The sequence below is a fragment of the Flaviflexus salsibiostraticola genome (assembly GCF_003952265.1).
GTDB lineage: Bacteria > Actinomycetota > Actinomycetes > Actinomycetales > Actinomycetaceae > Flaviflexus > Flaviflexus salsibiostraticola.
This window is the reverse complement of the sequence record NZ_CP034438.1, coordinates 732,428-751,680: the sequence shown is the minus strand read 5'-3', so window position 1 is coordinate 751,680 and position 19,253 is coordinate 732,428. Positions and strand designations below refer to the sequence as shown.

The following is a 19,253-nucleotide window of genomic DNA, read 5'->3' as shown; positions in this document are numbered from 1 at the left end:
AAGCAGATCATGGCACGTGTCAAGCGCGCAGTCAACGCACACAAGAAGCGCCGCACCGTTCTCGAGCAGGCCAGCGGCTACCGCGGCCAGCGCTCGCGCCTCTACCGCAAGGCGAAGGAGCAGGTCACCCACTCGTTCGTCTACAACTACCGCGACCGCAAGGTCCGTAAGAACGAGTTCCGCAAGCTGTGGATCACCCGTATCAACGCGGCCGTCCGCGCCGAGGGCATGACCTACAACCGGTTCATGCAGGGCCTCAAGCTTGCCGAGGTTGAGGTTGATCGCCGCATGCTCGCCGAGCTCGCCGTCAACGAGCCCGCCGCCTTCAAGGCGCTCGTCGAGACCGCGAAGAACGCACTCCCCGAGGACGTCAACGCCCCGAAGGGCGAAGCAGCCTAAGACTGCATGTGAGGGGCCGGCATCAGCCGGCCCCTCTCTCATATCAGAAAGAAGTGCATGCGCAGATACCACGACTCGATCTCAGGTCAGCTCCTCAAGATCCAGGGCCTCTACCAGGCGAAGAACCGGGCCGCCTATTCGCAGGAGATTGCCGAGGGACCACAGTCCGCTCGCGAGGCCCTGACGTGGGCCGGTGATCGCGTCCGGGATATTGTCATCACCGAGGAGGCCCTCGACCGGCATCCCGACATCGCACGGCTCGCAGAGCCCCACTGGACCCATGTGGTCCCGTCAAAGGTGCTCGGCCAGATCACGGCTGACAGCCAGGGCGTGCTCGTCGTTCTCAACACCGCCCCCGTCCCGGCCGTCGAGAAGGTTCTCGAGGGTGCCTCGCTCGCGATTCTCGCGGTTGAGATGCAGGACCCGGGCAATGCTGGCACGCTCATTCGTACAGCCGATGCCGTGGGTGCAGCCGGAGTCCTCTTCGGATCGGGTTCGGTCGATCCGAACTCGCCGAAGGTGATCCGATCCGCGGCAGGGTCGACATACCATCTCCCGATCGTCGGCGGCGCCGACCCGCGGACCGTGATCTCTCGCGCGAAGCGGCAGGGCATGCAGGTGCTCGGCGCCGATGGCAGTGGGCGCCTCACACTCGGCGGATCCGGACTTGACCTCGGACGTCCGACGCTGTGGGTTCTCGGCAACGAGGCGCGCGGGCTCGCCGCCGACCTGCTCGCTCGTGTCGACGAATCGGTCGCCATTCCCATCCCCGGCAGGGCGGAATCGCTCAACGTGTCGGCGGCGGCGGCCGTCTGCCTCTACGCCAGCGTGTTCGCGCAGATGAGACAATCCTGAACTACGCTGGGTGAGTGACGGAAGCGGGGGAGTGATGGCGGGACGGACACGAGCCGCACTGTGGGGCGCGGGCGCGCTGCTCGCAGGATCACAGGTGCTGGCCCGCAGGGCCCGGCGGGTCTCCGACCAGCGCAGGCCGTATGCGCGCTTCTGGGAGCGCACGAACCTCGCAGTCATCGGCAAGCTCGAGAGAAACCGGCGTTCCGGCCTGCCTGATCCGCTCATCTACGTCGCGCTCGGGGACTCGGCGGCACAGGGGCTTGGGGCGAGTTCAGTCGTCGACGGCTACGTGCCGAGGCTGGCGGCCGCGCTCGAGGATATGACAGGACGCGACGTCGCCCTCATCAACCTCTCGGTCTCCGGTGCTGTCATCCCCTCCGTCCTCACCCACCAGCTCATGTCCCTCAAGGGTCTGGAGCGCCACGAGGGGATCATCCCCGACATTGTCACGTGCGAGGTGGGCGGCAACGATGTCGGCTATCGTCTCGACGGGTCGACGATGGCGGAGTTCGTCCAGGCAATGACGACTGCGCTGCCTCCGGGCACCTACGTCGCCGACGTGCCGAGCTTCGGCCCGACTCCGCACGGACGCAGGGCCAGGGAGATCTCTGAGCTCATCCGGATCTATTCGGATCGCGACGGCCACCACCACGTGCCGCTCGAGGACTTCACCTCGGGACTGCCGCTGTCGTCCTACCTCTTCAGCTATCACTCCTCGGATTTCTTCCACCCCAATACCCACGCCTACCAGCACTGGGCGCAGCTGTGGGTGGATACAATCGCGCCGGTCATGGACGTTCCCACGGTCGACGTGGCCGACGTCGCGCCATTCCAGCCGTGGGCATAGTCCTCCGTCCAGGAACATCGCCTCGGACGGTCATCAACGGTCCGGCAGTGCGCCGGGCCTCGCGGTCAGGTCATGACCATCAGATAAGGAGATTCAGTGTCGCAGCTCTTCAGCCCCATCACCGTCGGTCCGGTGACCGTGCGCAACCGGGCGTGGATGTCACCGATGTGCCAGTACTCGGCGCAGCCGTCGGGGGAGGAGATGGGAAGGCCCAACGACTGGCATGTCGTCCACTATGCGTCTCGCGGGTGGGGCGGCGTCGGCGCCGTCATCGTTGAGGCGACAGCCGTCACGGCCGATGGCAGGATCTCCCCCTACGATCTGTCGCTGCACAGCGATGAGCAGATCCCCTCGTTCACCCGCCTCGCGGATCTCATCAGGTCGACGGGTGCCGTGCCCGGCATTCAGCTCGGCCATGCCGGCCGGAAGGCCTCCGGCCCGCGCCCGTGGGAGGAGCAGGCTCTCCTCTACCCGGCGGATTCAGAGATCGGCTGGCAGCCGGTCGCGCCGTCGCCGATCCCCTTTGCGGACGTCTACACCGACCCGCGCGAGCTGACCGGGGACGAGATCGAGGCCCTCATCGATGCCTTCGCGCAGGCGGCCCGCAGGGCGGTCGAGGCGGGCTTCGAGATCATCGAGCTGCACGGCGCCCACGGATACCTGCTCCACGAGTTCATGTCGCCGCTGTCGAACACCCGCACCGACCGTTGGGGCGGGGAGAACAGGACCGCGTTCCCGCTTGAGGTCATCCGCGCCGTTCGGCGCGAAGTCCCGGGCGCCCTCGCCATCCGCGTCTCCGCGACCGATTGGTGCGAGTTCGTCGGCGATGCGCGGACGGGATGGACGGTGGCGGAGACAGCCGCCTTCGTTCGCGAGGCGAAGGCCCTCGGCCTCGACTTTGTTGATGTCTCGTCCGGCGGCAATCTTCCCGATGTGAGGATCCCGGCCGGTCCGGGCTATCAGGTTCGCTTCGCTCGCGAACTCGCGGGTGCGGGCGTGCCGCGGGGCACGGTCGGACTCATCACCGAAGCGGTTCAGGCCGAGCAGATCGTGCGTGAGAGCGCGGAGGTTGTCATGCTCGGCCGCGTGCTCCTGTCAGATCCCTATGTGCTCCAGGCCTGGCGGACGAGGCTCCGCGAGAAGCCCGAGTTTGCCCAGCCCTACCATCGAGGTCTTGTGCGGAGCTGATCCACGCGTGAGGGGGGCGGGTGCAGTGAACTGCACCCGCCCCCTCACGTCTGATCAGCTGGCAGCGCCCCGGTAGAGGACGTCGACGAGCTGTTCGATGTTCGCCTCGACTGCCCGCGTCGCGGCGACGGTCAGCGGGGAGAACGTGTACGTATCGGGCGTCTGCTCGAGGAGCTGCTGAACGGCCTCGAGGGCGGCCTTGTCCGCGTACGTGTAGTAGTTGATCTTGCGCACGCCTCGCTTGATGCACTCGAGGTACTCGGCCTCGCTCAGGCCGGACCCGCCATGCATGACGATCGGTACGCCAGTGCGCTCCCGCAGCTCGCTGATGAGCTCGAAGTTGAGGTGCGGCTCAGCCTTGTAGAGGCCGTGGACGGTGCCGAAGGAGCACGCGAGTGCGGTGACGCCGGAGTCGCGGACGAATGCCTCCGCCATCTCCGGGTCCGTGTACAGCATCTCCGGATCGGACGATGTCGACTGGGAGCCGTCCTCGCGGCCGGGCATGACGCCCAGCTCCGCCTCGACGCCGTAGCCATACTCGTTCGCCAGTGCGACAACCTGCTGCGTGACCGCGAGGTTGTCCTCGTAGGGCATGCGCGAGGCGTCGATCATCGCCGAGTTGAAGCCGACGTCGAAGCCGCGCCTGACGTAATCGAACGACTCGCCGTGGTCGACGTGGACGACGATCGGTGCGGTCGAGCGCTTCGCGAGCTCGACCATGACCGGACCGATATCTTCGATCGTGTTGATCGGCTCATGGACCTCGGCGTGCTGGATGATGATCGGAACATTGCGGCGCTCGGCCACACGCACCGTCGCGAGCAGCATCTCGTACGTCGGCGTGTTGATGGCGGCGATACCGCAGTCATTCCTCTCCGCGTAGTCGAGGGCTTCCTTGAGGCTGATCAGCATAACGGCTCCTTTGCAGTTTGGTTCGGCGGCGACTTCGCCGCGTCTCATACCAGTCTAGCCCTGTCTGAACATCGACCGATGGGCGGTCGGTCCTGTGAGATAGAGGACGCCAGTGGGCCGTGCCGACCTCAGTGCCGCAACTCTGGTCGGGCCAGACGCTGTGCCGGATCGGGAAACGGGCCGTGCCCGCTGATCAGGCCAGTGCGCGCAGGGCGTCGAGGGAGGCGCGGGCGCTCTCGATCGGTCCCTCACCCTCGGCGGGCTCCTCGGTCAGCATAATGTCCTGCTCGAGGACGTAGTACCCGTCGAAGCCCGCCTGCTCCAGCATTGCCGCAATCGTCTCGAAGTCGATATCGCCCTGGCCGACGGGGGCGAACATGCCGGCCCGGATTCCCTCGCTCCAGGTGATCTCCTCGGCGAGAAGCCGGTCTGAGATCGATGTGCGCACGTCCTTGGCGTGGACGATCGAGACGCGGTCCGCGTAGGTCTTCGTCAGCTCAACGACATCGGCGCCGCCGCACGTGAGGTGGCCCGTGTCGAGGCAGAGTCCGACCGACGAATGGTCGAGAACCCGGATGACCTCATCGACGTTCTGGACCATGGTGCCCCAGTGAGGGTGGATGCAGGCCTCGACACCGCGCTGCTCGCACGCGCGGGTGATGCGATCCATGGTGGCGAAGAGCGTCGACCAGCCCGTCTCGTCGAGGACAGGGCGATCGTCATAGCCCTCTCGTCCCGAGTCCGCGGCGAGGACAAGATAGGAACCCCCGGCCGCGTCGAAGGCATCGAGTTCCTTCTCGACCTGCGGGAGCGGGTCGATGTCGGGATCGTGCATGACCGCGAGGAAGAAGGAGCCCACCGGTTCCAGCCCGTGCCGGGCGACGGCCTCGGCCCGGGCCTGCGGGTCGGCCGGCAGCCAGCCCTGCGGTCCGAATTCGGTCGCGGTGAGGCCGATACTCTTCATCTCCGCCAGCACCCGGTCCGGCGACATCTGGTGACCCCAGCCCGGCACCTCACACACTCCCCACGAGATGGGGGCTCCTGCAATCCTCATGTGGTGTCCTTCCATTCAGAGTGTGACGATGGTGCCCGTGCGGGCGGACCTCTCGGCCGCCTCCGCGATCTCGAGCGCCCTGCGGCCGTCCTCGATCGTCGGGGTGGGCTGCCTGCCCTCGGCCAGCGCACGCAGGAATTCGTCGAGCTCCCGGATGTAGGCCTCTTCGTAGCGGGTGAGGAAGAAGTCGAGGTAGGGGTCCTGAGCATCGGTGAGCTCCGCGTTCGACACCCTCACCGTCGTCGGGCGAACATTGTCGGCATTGAGCGTGCCGCGCTCGCCGAACACCTCGAGCCGCTGGTCGTAGCCGGCCGCGCAATGCCTGGAGTTCGTGATGGTCGCGGTCCTGCCCTCAGCGTTGACGAGCGTGATGACGGCGCCATCGAAGTCGCCCGTCTGGGCGAGGGCGGGGTCGAGGTTCTGGCCGATGGCGACGACGGAGACGATGTCGCCGAGGAAGTGGCGCGCCATATCGAAATCATGGATCGTCATGTCTTTGAAGATCCCACCGGAGGTCGGGATGTAGTCGACGGGCGGCGGGGCCGGATCCCGGGAGATGATGGTGACCTGCTCGACCGCGCCGATGGCACCGGACTGGGTGAGCTCGTGGATGCGGGCGAAGGACGGGTCGAAGCGTCGGTTGAAACCGATCATGACCGTCGAATCCAGGCCCGCGAGAGCGGTCTCGAGCGCGTCGACCTCGGCGAGGTCTGCGGCGACGGGCTTCTCGCAGAGGACCGGCCTGCCGGCCCGGGCCGCCGCCAGGATGTGCTCGGGATGGAAGGAGGTGGGGGAGCAGACGATGACGGCATCGACCTGGTCGAACAGCTCCTCGATCTGGTCGGCGGGTCGGGCGCCGTAGGTCTGGGCGAACGCCGCTGCGGAGGAGGGGTTCGGCTCCATGACGGCCGTGAGCGCTGTATCCGGATGGTTCAGCACGGACCTCGCATGGACGTGGGCGATGCGGCCGGCGCCGATGATGCCAATCTTGATCACGTGAGCAGTCGATTCTCTAGGCGGGTGGGATACGTCAAGCATAGGTCTGCGCGGCCCTGCTACTGGGCGGGCAGGAGAATATCTCGGACGAGCACGTCGAGGTCGTTGTCGGCCTCGAGGAACTGGCGCAGTGTGCGCGCGGACGGTCCGAAGCTCTCGAACTCGTCGATGGTCATCCCGTCCTCATCGTAGGCCCGCACGAAATCAGGGATGCGGCGGAGCTGGTCGATGACGTGATCGGGGACGGGCACTGACATGCGCTCCTCGACGACGTAGTCGGAGTCGTTGATGAGCGTCTGCCACGCAAAGGGCGGAGAGACGACGAGGTCACCGCCCTGGAACTCGGCCCACTGGAGTGGGTTGCGGAAGGCCGCGACGAGCAGCCGCGGGGTGAATCTGCGCTCCTGGAAGATCCCATAGGTCTTCTTGACGGTGGCGATGCCGGCCCAGTCGAGGGCGGAATGATCGATGAAGATGCGGTCGCGTGCGACGACGGCCTTGAGCCAGTCATCGAGCCTGCCGACCATAATCGTGACAACGGGGCCCATGTGCGAGACGTCGTGTCCGGCCCGCATGCGCGTCTCGAGTCCACGCTCGATGGCCTCGGCGGCGGCGACCGCCTGCGGCACGGAGAACGACACGGTCACGTTGATCGAGACGCCGCGCGCCGTCGCCTCCTCGATCGCCTCAAGGCCGGTCTTCGTCGCCGGAATCTTGACGACAATGTTGTCGGCGAGCCGGTGGAACTCCTCGGCCTGATCGGCGAGGGCCGCCGCGTCGCGCATGAGGCGCGGGTCCGTCTGCATGGAGAGCCGACCATCACGTCCCCCCGACGCCTCGAAGGCGGGCCTGAGAAGCGCAGCCGCCTCGACCGACATGTCCTTGATCGCCTGCCAGGCGATCCGCGACTCACCCCACGTCGGGTGCTCATCGGCGATGGTCCTGATGCGCGGATTCCACAGGTCGCGGCGTGTGCTCAGCGTCGTGTAGGCGATCGCGGGATTGCACGTCGCGCCGACACCGCCGAATGTGAGGGACAGGCTCAGCTCGTCGAGATCCGACGAATCGTTCCACAGCACAGTGTCGAACCGGCGCGTCGCGTCGAGAAGAGGTCCCTCGGTGTAGCGGAAACCGCCCATGTCTGCTCCTTTGCCGGCCGGGAAGATTTTGGCCCCAGGTTAGGTACATGGCCGAGCCCTGTCAAGTAATTGTTATGACAAAGCGTCCTTGTCTGCTGGGGCCGCGCGACGTATCCCGAGACTGCGTCAGTCCGCAACGAGGGGGATCGTGATGTTGTACTGGGTTGCGTCGTAGACGTGCCTGCCGAACTCGACGATGTCCCCGGAGGCGTCGTAGGCCGTCCGCTCGATTGAGAGAAGCGGCGCGCCGGTCGCGATGGCGAGGAGGTTCGCCTCGCGTTCGCTGGCCACCCGTGCGCCGATGGTCTGCGCCCCGGTCGCGAGCCTGACACCGCGCTCGGACAGGCAGGCGTACAGGCCCTTCTGCGTGAGCTCGGTGAGCGAGGGGGCGACCGGTGCAGGGATCGTATTGTGCATGATCCCCAGCGGCCTGTCGTTGATCCACCGAAGCCGCTCGATGACGACCACCTCGTCGCCGATGTCGCAGGCGAGTCTCGCGGCCTGGTCCTCGTCGGCGAGCTGGACCTGGTAGTTCAGCACCTCCGTCCGCGTCACGTAGCCGGCCGCCTCCAGATCCGCATTGAGCGAGGTGAGCCCGATCTGGCGGTGGACGTGTGTCGGCGTGACGCGGGTTCCCACTCCGCGCCTGCGGACGAGCAGGCCGCTGCTGACGAGCTCCTGCAGTGCGCGCCGCGCAGTCGGGCGTGATACATCGAGGCGCTGGGCGAGGGAGACCTCGTCCTCGATGAGTCGGCCCGGCTCGATGGCGCCTGACATGATGAGCTTTGTCAGCGGTTCGGCGATCTGCTGATACAGCGGGACCGTCGACTCGCGCTCCAGGCGGATGTCAACGATGTAGGGCGAATCAAGCGTGTCGGGGGTCATGGCGATGATCTCTCGTGGATGGGAACGGCAACTTAACATTAAGCCGCCAGAGCCGGTATTTGTAAAGCACGTTCTCCTCCATCGTCGCGGTCATGGCAGGAGTTCGCGCGCAATTGACTAAATATGACAGGTCGCCGATGATGGGAAATGCCTCGATGACGCGGAAGGAGATGCCATGGCCGTTGACGTCCTCACGATCGGCAGGTCCGGCGTCGACATCTACCCGCTCCAGATCGGCGTCGGTCTCGAAGACGTCACGTCCTTCGGCAAGTTCCTCGGCGGATCGCCGACGAATGTCGCCGTGGCGGCAGCCCGCATGGGCCATTCGGCCGCCGCCATCACCGGGGTCGGCGACGATCCGTTCGGACGCTTCGTCCGCTCGGAGATGACCCGGCTGGGTGTCTCCGATGAGTTCGTCATCATCAACAGGGCCTTCAACACGCCCGTGACCTTCTGCGAGATCTTCCCGCCCGACGATTTCCCGCTCTACTTCTACCGGGAGCCCTCGGCCCCGGATCTGCAGCTGCGCGCCGCCGACATTCCGGAGAATGCGGTGCGGGACGCGAAGGTGTTCCTCTTCTCCGGCACGGGACTGTGCGAGGAGCCCTCGCGCTCGGCGCATTACTTCGCGCTCCGGCTGCGGGACAGGGCCAGGTGGACGATTGCCGACCTCGACTACCGCCCCATGTTCTGGGAGAGCGCAGAGACGGCGACTCGTGAGATCTCGGCCGTCCTCGAGAGCGTCAATGTGGCCGTCGGGAATCGCGAGGAGTGCGAGATCGCCGTGGGTGAGAGCGACCCGGATCGCGCTGCGGATGCGCTGCTCGAGCGCGGCATTGAACTGGCGATCGTCAAGCAGGGTCCCCGGGGAACCCTCGCGAAGACGGCGGATGAGCGGATCGAGGTTCCCGTCACCCCCGTCGAGGTTGTCAACGGTCTGGGCGCCGGTGATGCGTTTGCGGGTTCGCTCAGTCACGCGCTCATCCTGGGCTGGGATCTGCGGCGGGCGATCGAGTTCGCCTCGGCGGCGGGCGCCATCGTCGCCTCCCGCCTCGAATGCTCGACGGCCATGCCCTACGAGCGCGAGGTCCTCGACCTCATCGGCACGGCCCACGATCATGAAGCGGAGTGAACATGAATGACAATGACAGGTACGTGATTCGGGCGGGGGAGACCGCGGAGGGCCCCTTCGACACGGTCGTGACAGCTGCCCGCGCCGGGTGGGAGTTCTGCTCGCTCAGAATCGCGGCACTCGCCGAGGGCGAGACGGTCGAGGTCGACACCGGCGTGACCGAGCTGCTCGTTCTGCCCCTGTCCGGCGCAGCGACCGTCATCGTTGACGGTGTCTCCTATGAGCTCGCGGGTCGGGAGTCGGTCTTCAGCGACATCACCGATTACCTCTTCATCCCGCGAGGGAAGTCCTTCCGACTGACGGCGACGAGGTCGGGTCGCTTCGCCCTGCCGGCGGCGGTGGCATCGAAGGACCTGCCCGTTCGGCACTGTCCCCGCACCGACGTGAAGACCGGCATCCGCGGCTCGGGGATCATGACGCGTCAGGTCAACAACTACGCGCTCGGCAACGCGGTCGAGACGTCCCGTCTGCTCGTGTGCGAGGTCCTGACCCCGGGTGGGAACTGGTCATCCTATCCGCCGCACAAACATGACGAGCACTCCGAAGTCGAGCGCGAGCTCGAGGAGATCTACTACTTCGAGGTCCGCGAGGGCGGCCCCGGTGGCTCGACCGAGGGATTCGGACTCCAGCGGGTCTACTCTTCCGCGAAGTCCATCGACGTGTGCGCGGAGGTGCGGAGCGGTGACACGGTCCTCGTGCCGTGGGGCTACCACGGCCCCTCGGTGGCCGCCCCCGGCCATGACCTCTACTACCTCAATGTCATGGGTGGGCCTGCCGAGGACGCAACCTGGCTCATGACCGACGACCCGTGCCACACCTGGCAGCGGGAGACATGGCACGAGGGCGACATCGACCCTCGAGTGCCCTTCACGGCCCTCAACGAGGAGAACTGACATGGAGACGATCCGGCTCACGGTCGCGCAGGCGACGATCCGCTTCCTCATCAACCAGTACGTCGAGAGGGACGGGCACACCCAGCGCTTCTTCGCCGGCACCTTCGGAATCTTCGGGCACGGCAATGTCGCTGGGCTCGGCCAGGCTCTGCTCCAGAACGAGATCGACCCGGCACCGGACGGCGGGTCGATGCCCTACTACATGCCGCGAAACGAACAGGGCCAGGTCAACGCCGCGGCGGCCTTCGCGAAGGCGAAGAACAGGCTCCAGACGATGGCGTGCACCTCGTCCATCGGGCCCGGTGCCCTCAACATGGTGACGGGCGCGGCGGTCGCGACGACAAACCGGCTGCCGGTTCTGCTTCTGCCCTCGGACCAGTTCGCCAACCGGATCCCCGATCCCGTCCTCCAGCAGGTGGAGAACCCCCAGACTCTCGACACCTCCGTCAATGATGCATTCCGGCCGGTCTCCGTCTTCTTCGACCGGATCAACCGGCCCGAGCAGCTCCTGCCCTCGCTCATGCAGGCCATGCGGGCGTTGACGGACCCTGCCGACACGGGCGCGGTCACCCTCGCCATGCCACAGGATGTTCAGGCCGAGGCCTATGACTTCCCCGCCGACGCATTCGCACAGCGCGTCTGGCACGTACGCCGCCCCCGCCCGGACAGGGCGGCCCTTGCCCGCGCCATCGACCTCATCAGATCCGCGGAGCGCCCACTCGTCATCGCGGGAGGCGGCGTCATCTACTCCGAGGCAGCGGAGGAGCTGCGGGCCTTCGCGGCGGCGACGGGGATCCCCGTTGCCGATACCCAGGCGGGCAAGGGTGCCATCAGCTTCGAGAGCCCGCAGTCGGTCGGCGGAGTCGGTTCGACAGGTGCGGCCTCGGCCAACCATCTCGCCGAAGAGGCGGACCTCATCATCGGCATCGGCACCCGGTACTCAGATTTCACGACAGCGTCGCGCACGCAGTTCAAGGACCCGAACGTCCGCTTCCTCAACATCAACGTCAAGCCGTTCGACGCCGTGAAGAACGGCGCGGAGATGCTCGTCGCGGACGCGCGGGAGGCGCTGGCGGACCTGACCGCGGCACTCGGTGACCATCGAGTCTCCACCGAGTACGCCGACAGGATCGAGCGGGAGCGGGCGGCGTGGCAGAAGGTCACCGACGAGTGCTATTCGACGCGCAATGATCCGCTGCCGGCCCAGATCGAGGTGTTCGGTGCGCTCAACGAGATGATGGGTGATGACGACGTCCTCATCAATGCGGCGGGCTCGATGCCGGGCGATCTCCAGGCGCTCTGGCGCGCGAGGACGCCGGTGCAATACCACGTTGAGTATGCGTTCTCAGCGATGGGGTACGAGATCCCTGCTGCCATGGGCGTGAAGATGGCGCGTCCCGACTCTGAGGTCGTCGCCATCGTCGGCGACGGAACGTATCAAATGCTGCCGATGGAGCTCGCGACCATTGTGCAGGAGCGTCTCAAGGTGATCGTCGTGCTTCTGCAGAACCACGGCTTCGCCTCGATCGGCGGGCTCTCGGAGTCCGTGGGCTCGCAGCGGTTCGGCACGCGGTACCGCATGGGTGGGTCCCACACGGATGATGGTGACCTCGTCCCGGTCGACCTGGCGAAGAACGCGGAGTCCTGGGGTGTCCACGTCCTCAGGGTGGCGACGATTGACGAGTTCAGGGAGGCCTACCGTGCCGCACAGGCGTCGACCCGGGCGACGATGATCTACATCGAAACGGACCCCACCGGCCCGAACCCGCCCAGCACCTCGTGGTGGGATGTGCCGGTCTCGGAGGTGTCCCGCATCGAATCGACGCAGAAGGCCCGTGCCTCCTACGTCGAGGCGAAGCGCGAGCAGAGGTGGTTCTGAGCCTCCCGGCTGGACCCTGCGGCGGTGGCAATGCGTCTCGTGATGGCCGACAGTCTCAAGATGCCAGCGCTTATGTTTGAAACTGGGCCGGAGTTTTGAGATATTTGTCAGAACATTTGATCCCCGGTGCGCGGTGCCGGCGGCAATGAGCGAAGGAGCTCCGACATGAGGACGATTCAGCAGTGGATTGGCGGCGAGCAGTACGCTGGCAACCCGGCGGGCCGGATTCCAGTCGAGAACCCGGCGACCGGTGAGATCATCGGCGAGCTTCTCGAGGCGTCGGGGGTCGATCTCGATCATGCGGTCCGCACCGCGTCAGAGGCACAGCGGGAATGGGCGAAGACCCCCCTCGCAAAGCGCACGGCGATCATGTTCCGGATGAGGGAGCTGGTACTCGCCCACCAGGACGAGATTGCGCGCGCAATCGTCACCGAGCACGGTAAGGACTATTCGGACGCGATCGGAGAGATTCAGCGCGGCCGAGAGACCCTCGACTTCGCCTGTGGGATCGCATCGGCGCTCAAGGGGGAATACTCCTCCGATGTCTCAACCGGCGTCGATGTTCACTCGATCCGCCAGCCGGTCGGTGTCGTCGCGGGGATCTGCCCGTTCAACTTCCCGGTCATGGTCCCGATGTGGATGCACCCGATCGCGATAGCGACGGGCAACGCTTTCATCCTCAAGCCCGCCGCACAGACCCCGAGCGCGTCGCTCATCATCGCCCGGCTGTACAAAGAGGCCGGGCTGCCGGACGGCGTCTTCAACGTCGTCTCTGGCGAGCGCGACATCGTCACCCGGATCCTCGAGCATCCCGACATCGACGCGGTCTCCTTCGTCGGCTCGACGCCCGTGGCCCACATCATCCAGAACACCGCCACAGCCCACGGCAAGCGGGTGCAGGCCCTGGGCGGGGCCAACAATCATGCGATCGTCCTGCCGGACGCCGACCTCGAGTTCGCGGCGACCCACATCTCTGCCGCCGCCTTCGGGGCAGCGGGGGAGCGGTGCATGGCGCTGCCCGTCGTCGTCGCCGTCGGCGGTGTCGGAGACCGGCTCGCGGAGCTCGTCAAGACCCACGCGGAGACGATCCGGGTCGGGGATGGCATGGTCGAGGGCGTGCAGATGGGTCCGGTCATCTCGGCATCCGCGCGCCAGCGCATCATCAGCCTCATCGACGACGCCGAGAGCGGTGGTGCGACAGTCGTCCTCGACGGTCGGGGCCTCACGGTTGTGGGGCGCGAGGCCGGGCACTTCCTCGGGCCGACGATCGTCACCGGTGCATCGACCGCCAGCGACCTCTACCGACAGGAGGTGTTCGGGCCCGTTCTCACGATCATCGAGGCGGGCTCCTACGAGGAGGCGATCAGCCTCGTCAACTCCTCGCCCTTCGGCAACGGCGCCGCAATCTTCACGAACGACGGCGGCATGGCCCGCAGGTTCACTCTCGATGTCGAGGCGGGCATGGTCGGAATCAACGTCCCCATCCCCACCCCCGTTGCGTACTACTCCTTCGGTGGCTGGAAGGAATCCCTCCTGGGAGACCGGCACATCCACGGCCCTGAAGGGGTGAGCTTCTACACCCGCGCGAAGGCCATCACCACACGCTGGCCCTCGGAGGCGGGCGCCTACAGCGCGACGATGTCGTTCCGCCGGGAGGACTGACCGCCCTCGAGGGAGGTCGTCGCCGACCTGCCCGACTGCGACTGAGCGGCGTGCGGTCGGTCCAGCGTCAGCTGTGCTCCTCAACGATGACAGCGACCATGTCGCTGTCCGCCCAGGCGGCCTGGGCCTCCGCACGCTCCCACTCAACGAGGGTGTCGGGACCGATCGCATGCTCGACGTCATCGGCGCCGACGACGCGGCCGTGGCCCGACACGACGAAGAGGCGACGATGTCGACCGCGCAGGTTGAGCGGGAGCGACGCACCCTTCTCGAGGCGCGCGACGTCGACCATCACGTGGGCAGCGGCGAACTGGCCGGAGTTGAGGACGGCGAAGGTGACGCCGGGCAGCCTATTCGCTGTGGTCCATGTGGCCTGTGTGATGTTCATGTGTGAAGGCTAGCGGCGATCAGCGCGCTCGCGCAGGGGGTTGTGGTCGTAATCGGCGAGCGGCTGATCGTCGCGCGGGCGCGGGCGCGGGCATCAGGCGAGCATAGAGAGGGGGCGGGAACCGATTCGGTTCCCGCCCCCTCCTCTCCGCACACGGCGGGGATGATCACTTCTTATTGAAGAGGTCCTTGGCCTTATCGCCGGCATCCTTCGCGAAGTCCTTCGCGGACTCGCCGACCTTCTTCGCCTTCGCGCTCAGCTGGTCGCCCTGACCCTCGCGCTCGAGGCTCTCGTCTCCGGTCGCCTTGCCGACGCCCTCCTTGGCCTTGCCGCCGAGGTCCTCGAACTGGTTGTCTGCCTTGTCTCCTACACCCATGGAATTCTCCTTCGTTGAGGTGATGTACATAACCAGTGTGCGGTGGTGAGTGAGGATGTGCAGTGTCATTACGCTCGGAGAGGAGGCTCCTACCAGCGGTTTCCCAGCGAATCTGGCGCTGGGGTCCAGTTCGGTATCGCCTCGTCGCGCTCGGGTGTCTGCCCGTGCTGGGCTCCCCCCGAGGTCCACGGCACGGGGCGGAACGGGGGCGGTCCGGGTGACGAGTCGATGCGGAGCCGACCGCGGGCGCGCGTTAGGATGGCGAGTGATAGTGAGAATGAAAGGCAGATATGTCTGAGGCACCGGGGCTCGACCCGCGCGATGAAGCAGGAGTGGCGGCAGCAGTCGACGCGGCACGTGCCGCGTTCCATGCGTCGACGACCTTTGAAGAGCTGAAGGCGGCGCGGCTCGCCCACAGCGGCGACCACGCTCCCATCACGATCGCGAACCAGAGGATCAAGGAGCTCGACAAGGCCGACAAGCCGATTGCGGGCAGGATCATGGGAGGGGCACGCAAGGCCCTCCAGGCCGCGCTCGCGGAGGCGACCGCGCGCCTCGAGGAGGAGGCGGCCCGCCGGGTTCTCGAGGAGGAGACCGTCGACGTGACGGTGCCGACCCGCAGGACCCCGCTCGGTGCGCGCCACCCGTTGACGGTTCTGCTCGAGGACGTCAGCGACTTCTTCATCTCCATGGGTTGGGACATCGCCGAAGGCCCCGAGGTCGAGCATGAGTGGTTCAACTTCGATGCCCTCAACTTCGGCCCCGACCATCCGGCCCGCCAGATGCAGGACACGTTCTATGTGGAGGGCGTCGAGCACGGCGGCGAAGTCGATCCGCAGCCGGGCCTCGTCCTGCGCACCCACACCTCACCGGTTCAGGCACACGAGATGTTGTCCCGCGGCGTTCCGCTCTACATCGCCGTGCCGGGCAAGACCTTCCGCACGGACGCGCTCGACGCGACGCATACCCCCGTGTTCCATCAGATCGAGGGCCTCGCCGTTGACAGGGGGCTGACGATGGCCCACCTCAAGGGCACGCTCGATCATTTCGCGAAGGCGCTCTTCGGCCCCGATGCCAAGGCCCGCCTGCGTCCCTCGTTCTTCCCCTTCACCGAGCCGAGCGCGGAGCTCGACATCTGGTTCCCCCAGAAGAAGGGCGGCGCGGGCTGGATCGAATGGGGCGGCTGCGGCATGGTCAATCCCAATGTTCTTCGCTCTGCGGGCATCGATCCCGACGAGTACACGGGCTTCGCCTTCGGCATGGGCATCGAGCGCGCCCTCATGCTCCGCCACGGCATTGCCGACATGCGCGACATGGTCGAAGGGGACGTCCGGTTCTCCGCACAGTTCTCGACCAACGGAAGGAGCATCTGACATGCCACTCATCCCGATCGATTGGCTCTCCGCCCACGTCGAGACCCCCGAGGGGCTGACCGCTGACCAGCTCGCGGCCGACCTCGTCAAGGTTGGCCTTGAGGAGGAGGAGATCCACCGCGGCGACATCACCGGCCCCATCGTCGTTGGCCGGGTACTCTCCATCTCCAAGGAGGAGCAGAAGAACGGTAAGACGATCAACTATTGCCGGGTTGATGTCGGCGACTTCAATGACGAGCCCGGCGAGGGCCGTGAACCCGCCGATGTCCCCTCCCGCGGCATCATCTGCGGCGCGCACAACTTCAATGAGGGCGACTATGTCGTCGTCTCTCTCCCGGGAGCCGTCCTGCCCGGCGGCTTCGCGATCTCGGCCCGCAAGACCTATGGGCACGTCTCTGACGGCATGATCTGCTCGATGGCGGAGCTCGGCCTCGGGACTGACCACGACGGCATCATCGTCCTCGCGACAAGCGGCGACGACGCGGCCATTGCCGACATTCCGGCAGTGGGCGAGGATGTCATGCCGCATCTGGGCCTCGGCCGGGAGACGCTCGAGATCAACGTAACTCCGGACCGCGGCTACTGCTTCTCCATGAGGGGCGTTGCCCGCGAATATGCCCACTCGACCGGTGCCCGGTTCACGGATCCGGGCCTGCCGGAGAACCTCGGCAGCGCCATTCCCGCACCCTCCGGTGAGCCCAACGTCGTCCTGTCAGATCCTGCTCCCATCAACGGCCGTGCGGGATGCGACCGGTTCGCCACCCGCGCTGTCCGCGGCATCGATCCGACGGCGACAAGTCCGAAATGGATGAGGGACCGCCTCACCGAGGCGGGCATGCGCCCAATCTCCCTGGCCGTCGATGTGACGAACTATGTCATGCTCGACCTCGGCCAGCCGCTCCACGCCTACGACCTCGACCTGATGAATCTCCCGATCGTCGTGCGCCGGGCACGGGCGGGGAGAGGCTGACGACCCTCGACGATGTCGAGCGCACCCTTCACCCGGAGGACCTCCTCATCACCGACACCGGCGGTGAGCGGATCCTCGGTCTTGCCGGGGTCATGGGCGGGGAGTCAACCGAGATCGGCGACGGCACGGTCAACGTCCTCATCGAGGCCGCGCACTTCGACTCGACGAGCATCGCCCGCACCGCACGCCGCCACCGCCTGCCGTCCGAGGCCTCGAAGCGCTTCGAGCGCGGCGTGGATACCCGGATCGCCGACGTCGCCGCCCAGCGGGTCGTCGACCTGCTTGTCGAGTACGGCGGCGGCACCGCCTCCGACGAGGTCACCGACGTCGACGAGACGACTCCGATGCCGAGCATCGTCTTCGACCCGGCCGAGGTCACGCGCCTGACCGGGCTCACCCCGACGCCCGCCGAGGTCGCCGGCATCCTCCGCCAGATCGGCTGCGCCGTGTCCGACGACTTCGAGGTCATCCCGCCGACCTGGCGTCCCGACCTGGTCGGCCCCGCCCACCTCGTCGAGGAGGTGGCCCGCCTCATCGGCTACGACGAGATCGCCACCCTCCTGCCGGCCGCTCCCGCAGGGAGGGGACTGACCGACTCCCAGCGACGCCGCAGGGACATCATGCGGACGCTTGCGGAGATGGGGTGGACCGAGGTTCTCTCCTATCCGTTCGTCAGCTCCTCGATCCACGACGATCAGGGCATCGGCGAGGACGATGAGCGCAGAACAGCCCTGCGCCTGCGCAACCCGCTTCAGGATGACGTCCCGCTCATGCGGACCTCGATCCTCGACTCGCTCCTGCGGACGGCGGCCCTCAACGTGGCGCGTCAGAATGCGGGCACGGCCGTCATCGAGGCGGGGCTCGTCACCCGCCCCGCCGGCATCACCCCCTCCCCGGCACTGCCGGGTGGGGTCAAGCCCTCGGACGAGGAGCTCGCCGCCCTCGAGGCGGCGATCCCCAGTCAACCCCACCACGTCGCCGGCGTTGCCGTGCCCCGCGCTCTCGGCGCACGTGCCGGCTTCGACCCGGTCGTGTGGGATTGGCGCGATGCTGTTGAAGCGGTCCGCTCGATCAGCCGGATCATCGGCCTTGCCGTCACCGTCCATGCCGACACCCGTGCCCCGTTCCACCCAGGCAGGTGCGCACGGATTGAGGCGGATGGCACGATCATCGGCTACGCCGGGGAGCTGGCACCGGCTGTCTGCACGGCCGTCGAGCTGCCCGCCCGCTCGATCGCCTTCGAGGTCGATACGGACGCCATGAACGCGGTGCGCGGCGACGCGCCGATCGCTGTCGGCCACGTGCGCACGCACCCGGCCGCGAAGGAGGACATCGCCCTCGTCGTCGCTGACTCCGTGACCTCGGCCGAGGTCGAGGCCATCATCCGCGCCGCCGCGGGCGATGCACTGGAGTCCGTCACGCTGTTCGATGTCTACACGGGGGAGCAGATGGCGGAGGGCACGAAGTCTCTCGCCTACGCGCTTCAGTTCCGTGCGGATCACACGCTGACCGCCGAGGAGACCGCCGCGATCCGCTCGCGGATCGTCAAGCGCGCGGGGAAGGCGGTCGGGGCATCCCTTCGCGCGTGAGGCCATTCCTCCTCCTCGTCTGCCGACCCATGGGCACGATCGCCGACATGGAGCGGCAGGAGATGCTGGACCGGGGAGGGATCGAGGCCGATGAGCTCGTCAGCCATCGCCTCGATCTGCCCGGGCCGCTGCCGCGTCTCGATGACTACAGCGGCGTGCTCATCTCCGGATCGCCCTACAACATCATGACGGCGGACAAGGCGAAGACGACCGCGCAGATCACAGTCGAGGAGAAGCTCGCCGACCTGTGCGATGAGATCATCGATCGCGACTACCCGACGCTCGGGCTCTGCTACGGACTTCAGGTGCTGACCCTGCGGGCGGGCGGCAGTCTCACGCGGGCTCATGCCGAGCCGATCTCGGCGCCCGCTCTGACGGTGACGGAACAGGGTCTGACCGATCCGCTCCTGCGAGACCTCGGGCCGAGCTTCCGCAGCTATGTCGGACACGCCGAGTCGGTCGGCCGCGTTCCAGAGTCGATGACGGTCCTCGCGAGCTCCGATATCGTCCCGGTCCAGATGGGCAGGATCACGGAGAACGTCTACGGCACGCAGTTCCATCCCGAGATCAGCCGGGACGGGGCGCGGGTCCGCATCGGGCTCTACGGCGGGGTCTACTATGACGCCGAGGAGCACGACAAGGTGATGGCGGAGTGTATGAATGCCTACACTGAGGACAGCATCCTCCCAACCTTCATCGACCGATATCGGAGCTGA

Annotated in this window: 17 protein-coding genes and 1 pseudogene; 11 read left to right on the top strand and 7 right to left on the bottom strand. The window is 66.7% G+C overall.

Annotated features, from left to right (window positions below; genetic code table 11):
* Positions 1–9 precede the first annotated feature (9 nt).
* The 4 genes from rplT (at position 10) to EJO69_RS03520 (ending at position 3,289) form a co-directional block, all read left to right on the top strand.
* Complete coding sequence (rplT, locus tag EJO69_RS03535) at positions 10–399, top strand: 50S ribosomal protein L20 (protein WP_126039307.1); 390 nt, start codon at positions 10–12, stop codon at positions 397–399.
* A gap of 57 nt (positions 400–456) precedes the next feature.
* Positions 457–1,254 (top strand): TrmH family RNA methyltransferase, encoded by a 798-nt coding sequence (locus tag EJO69_RS03530; RefSeq protein ID WP_126039304.1) that lies wholly within the window; start codon positions 457–459, stop codon positions 1,252–1,254.
* A gap of 10 nt (positions 1,255–1,264) precedes the next feature.
* Positions 1,265–2,101 (top strand): SGNH/GDSL hydrolase family protein, encoded by an 837-nt coding sequence (locus tag EJO69_RS03525; protein WP_126039301.1) that lies wholly within the window; start codon positions 1,265–1,267, stop codon positions 2,099–2,101.
* A 96-nt stretch (positions 2,102–2,197) separates the two neighbouring features.
* On the top strand, positions 2,198–3,289 hold the full coding sequence (locus tag EJO69_RS03520) for an NADH:flavin oxidoreductase/NADH oxidase (protein ID WP_126039298.1): 1,092 nt from the start codon (positions 2,198–2,200) through the stop codon (positions 3,287–3,289).
* 54 nt (positions 3,290–3,343) lie between these two features.
* Here the strand turns inward: EJO69_RS03520 and EJO69_RS03515 are convergent, their stop codons facing one another.
* The 5 genes from EJO69_RS03515 to EJO69_RS03495 all read right to left on the bottom strand — a co-directional run bounded on the left by EJO69_RS03515 (position 3,344) and on the right by EJO69_RS03495 (position 8,275).
* On the bottom strand, positions 3,344–4,201 hold the full coding sequence (locus tag EJO69_RS03515; protein ID WP_126039295.1) for a class II fructose-bisphosphate aldolase: 858 nt from the start codon (positions 4,199–4,201) through the stop codon (positions 3,344–3,346).
* Between the two features lie 193 nt (positions 4,202–4,394).
* Positions 4,395–5,255, bottom strand: a complete 861-nt coding sequence (locus tag EJO69_RS03510) for a sugar phosphate isomerase/epimerase family protein (protein WP_126039292.1) — start codon at positions 5,253–5,255, stop codon at positions 4,395–4,397.
* A 15-nt stretch (positions 5,256–5,270) separates the two neighbouring features.
* Positions 5,271–6,251, bottom strand: a complete 981-nt coding sequence (gene iolG / locus EJO69_RS03505) for an inositol 2-dehydrogenase (protein WP_126039289.1) — start codon at positions 6,249–6,251, stop codon at positions 5,271–5,273.
* Positions 6,252–6,310: 59 nt separating this feature from the next.
* Complete coding sequence (locus EJO69_RS03500; RefSeq protein ID WP_126039286.1) at positions 6,311–7,390, bottom strand: transaldolase family protein; 1,080 nt, start codon at positions 7,388–7,390, stop codon at positions 6,311–6,313.
* A gap of 126 nt (positions 7,391–7,516) precedes the next feature.
* On the bottom strand, positions 7,517–8,275 hold the full coding sequence (locus EJO69_RS03495; protein WP_126039283.1) for a GntR family transcriptional regulator: 759 nt from the start codon (positions 8,273–8,275) through the stop codon (positions 7,517–7,519).
* 175 nt (positions 8,276–8,450) lie between these two features.
* Here EJO69_RS03495 and iolC point away from each other — a divergent pair, with 175 nt between their 5' ends.
* The 4 genes from iolC to EJO69_RS03475 all read left to right on the top strand — a co-directional run bounded on the left by iolC (position 8,451) and on the right by EJO69_RS03475 (position 13,841).
* Positions 8,451–9,407, top strand: a complete 957-nt coding sequence (gene iolC / locus EJO69_RS03490) for a 5-dehydro-2-deoxygluconokinase (protein WP_126039281.1) — start codon at positions 8,451–8,453, stop codon at positions 9,405–9,407.
* Positions 9,408–9,409: 2 nt separating this feature from the next.
* A complete protein-coding gene (gene iolB, locus EJO69_RS03485) occupies positions 9,410–10,300 on the top strand; it encodes a 5-deoxy-glucuronate isomerase (RefSeq protein WP_126039278.1) in 891 nt (296 codons plus the stop codon).
* 1 nt (position 10,301) lies between these two features.
* The gene (gene iolD / locus EJO69_RS03480) at positions 10,302–12,179 is read left to right on the top strand and encodes a 3D-(3,5/4)-trihydroxycyclohexane-1,2-dione acylhydrolase (decyclizing) (RefSeq protein WP_126039275.1); all 1,878 of its coding nucleotides are present in this window, start codon (positions 10,302–10,304) and stop codon (positions 12,177–12,179) included.
* 165 nt (positions 12,180–12,344) lie between these two features.
* Positions 12,345–13,841 (top strand): CoA-acylating methylmalonate-semialdehyde dehydrogenase, encoded by a 1,497-nt coding sequence (locus EJO69_RS03475; protein ID WP_126039271.1) that lies wholly within the window; start codon positions 12,345–12,347, stop codon positions 13,839–13,841.
* Between the two features lie 67 nt (positions 13,842–13,908).
* On the opposite strand, the gene EJO69_RS03470 is transcribed toward EJO69_RS03475, so the two are convergent.
* Both EJO69_RS03470 and EJO69_RS03465 read right to left on the bottom strand, forming a co-directional pair.
* Complete coding sequence (locus EJO69_RS03470) at positions 13,909–14,229, bottom strand: hypothetical protein (protein WP_126039268.1); 321 nt, start codon at positions 14,227–14,229, stop codon at positions 13,909–13,911.
* Positions 14,230–14,395: 166 nt separating this feature from the next.
* A complete protein-coding gene (locus tag EJO69_RS03465) occupies positions 14,396–14,605 on the bottom strand; it encodes a CsbD family protein (RefSeq protein ID WP_126039265.1) in 210 nt (69 codons plus the stop codon).
* Positions 14,606–14,895: 290 nt separating this feature from the next.
* Here EJO69_RS03465 and pheS point away from each other — a divergent pair, with 290 nt between their 5' ends.
* From pheS to EJO69_RS03450, 3 genes and pseudogenes are all read left to right on the top strand, one after another.
* On the top strand, positions 14,896–15,978 hold the full coding sequence (pheS, locus tag EJO69_RS03460) for a phenylalanine--tRNA ligase subunit alpha (protein WP_126039262.1): 1,083 nt from the start codon (positions 14,896–14,898) through the stop codon (positions 15,976–15,978).
* Position 15,979: 1 nt separating this feature from the next.
* Positions 15,980–18,537: pseudogene (pheT, locus tag EJO69_RS03455) on the top strand (phenylalanine--tRNA ligase subunit beta).
* Positions 18,534–19,253 (top strand): glutamine amidotransferase-related protein, encoded by a 720-nt coding sequence (locus EJO69_RS03450; RefSeq protein WP_126039259.1) that lies wholly within the window; start codon positions 18,534–18,536, stop codon positions 19,251–19,253. The pseudogene pheT and the gene EJO69_RS03450 overlap by 4 nt, the downstream one beginning before the upstream one ends.

Coding starts and splice junctions, on each gene's coding strand:
- EJO69_RS03515 (WP_126039295.1), bottom strand. CDS start 4,201: ATGCTGATCAGCCTCAAGGAAGCCCTCGACTACGCGGAGAGGAATGAC.
- rplT (WP_126039307.1), top strand. CDS start 10: ATGGCACGTGTCAAGCGCGCAGTCAACGCACACAAGAAGCGCCGCACC.
- EJO69_RS03510 (WP_126039292.1), bottom strand. CDS start 5,255: ATGAGGATTGCAGGAGCCCCCATCTCGTGGGGAGTGTGTGAGGTGCCG.
- EJO69_RS03500 (WP_126039286.1), bottom strand. CDS start 7,390: ATGGGCGGTTTCCGCTACACCGAGGGACCTCTTCTCGACGCGACGCGC.
- EJO69_RS03530 (WP_126039304.1), top strand. CDS start 457: ATGCGCAGATACCACGACTCGATCTCAGGTCAGCTCCTCAAGATCCAG.
- EJO69_RS03465 (WP_126039265.1), bottom strand. CDS start 14,605: ATGGGTGTAGGAGACAAGGCAGACAACCAGTTCGAGGACCTCGGCGGC.
- iolB (WP_126039278.1), top strand. CDS start 9,410: ATGAATGACAATGACAGGTACGTGATTCGGGCGGGGGAGACCGCGGAG.
- iolC (WP_126039281.1), top strand. CDS start 8,451: ATGGCCGTTGACGTCCTCACGATCGGCAGGTCCGGCGTCGACATCTAC.
- pheS (WP_126039262.1), top strand. CDS start 14,896: ATGTCTGAGGCACCGGGGCTCGACCCGCGCGATGAAGCAGGAGTGGCG.
- EJO69_RS03475 (WP_126039271.1), top strand. CDS start 12,345: ATGAGGACGATTCAGCAGTGGATTGGCGGCGAGCAGTACGCTGGCAAC.
- iolD (WP_126039275.1), top strand. CDS start 10,302: ATGGAGACGATCCGGCTCACGGTCGCGCAGGCGACGATCCGCTTCCTC.
- EJO69_RS03495 (WP_126039283.1), bottom strand. CDS start 8,275: ATGACCCCCGACACGCTTGATTCGCCCTACATCGTTGACATCCGCCTG.
- EJO69_RS03470 (WP_126039268.1), bottom strand. CDS start 14,229: ATGAACATCACACAGGCCACATGGACCACAGCGAATAGGCTGCCCGGC.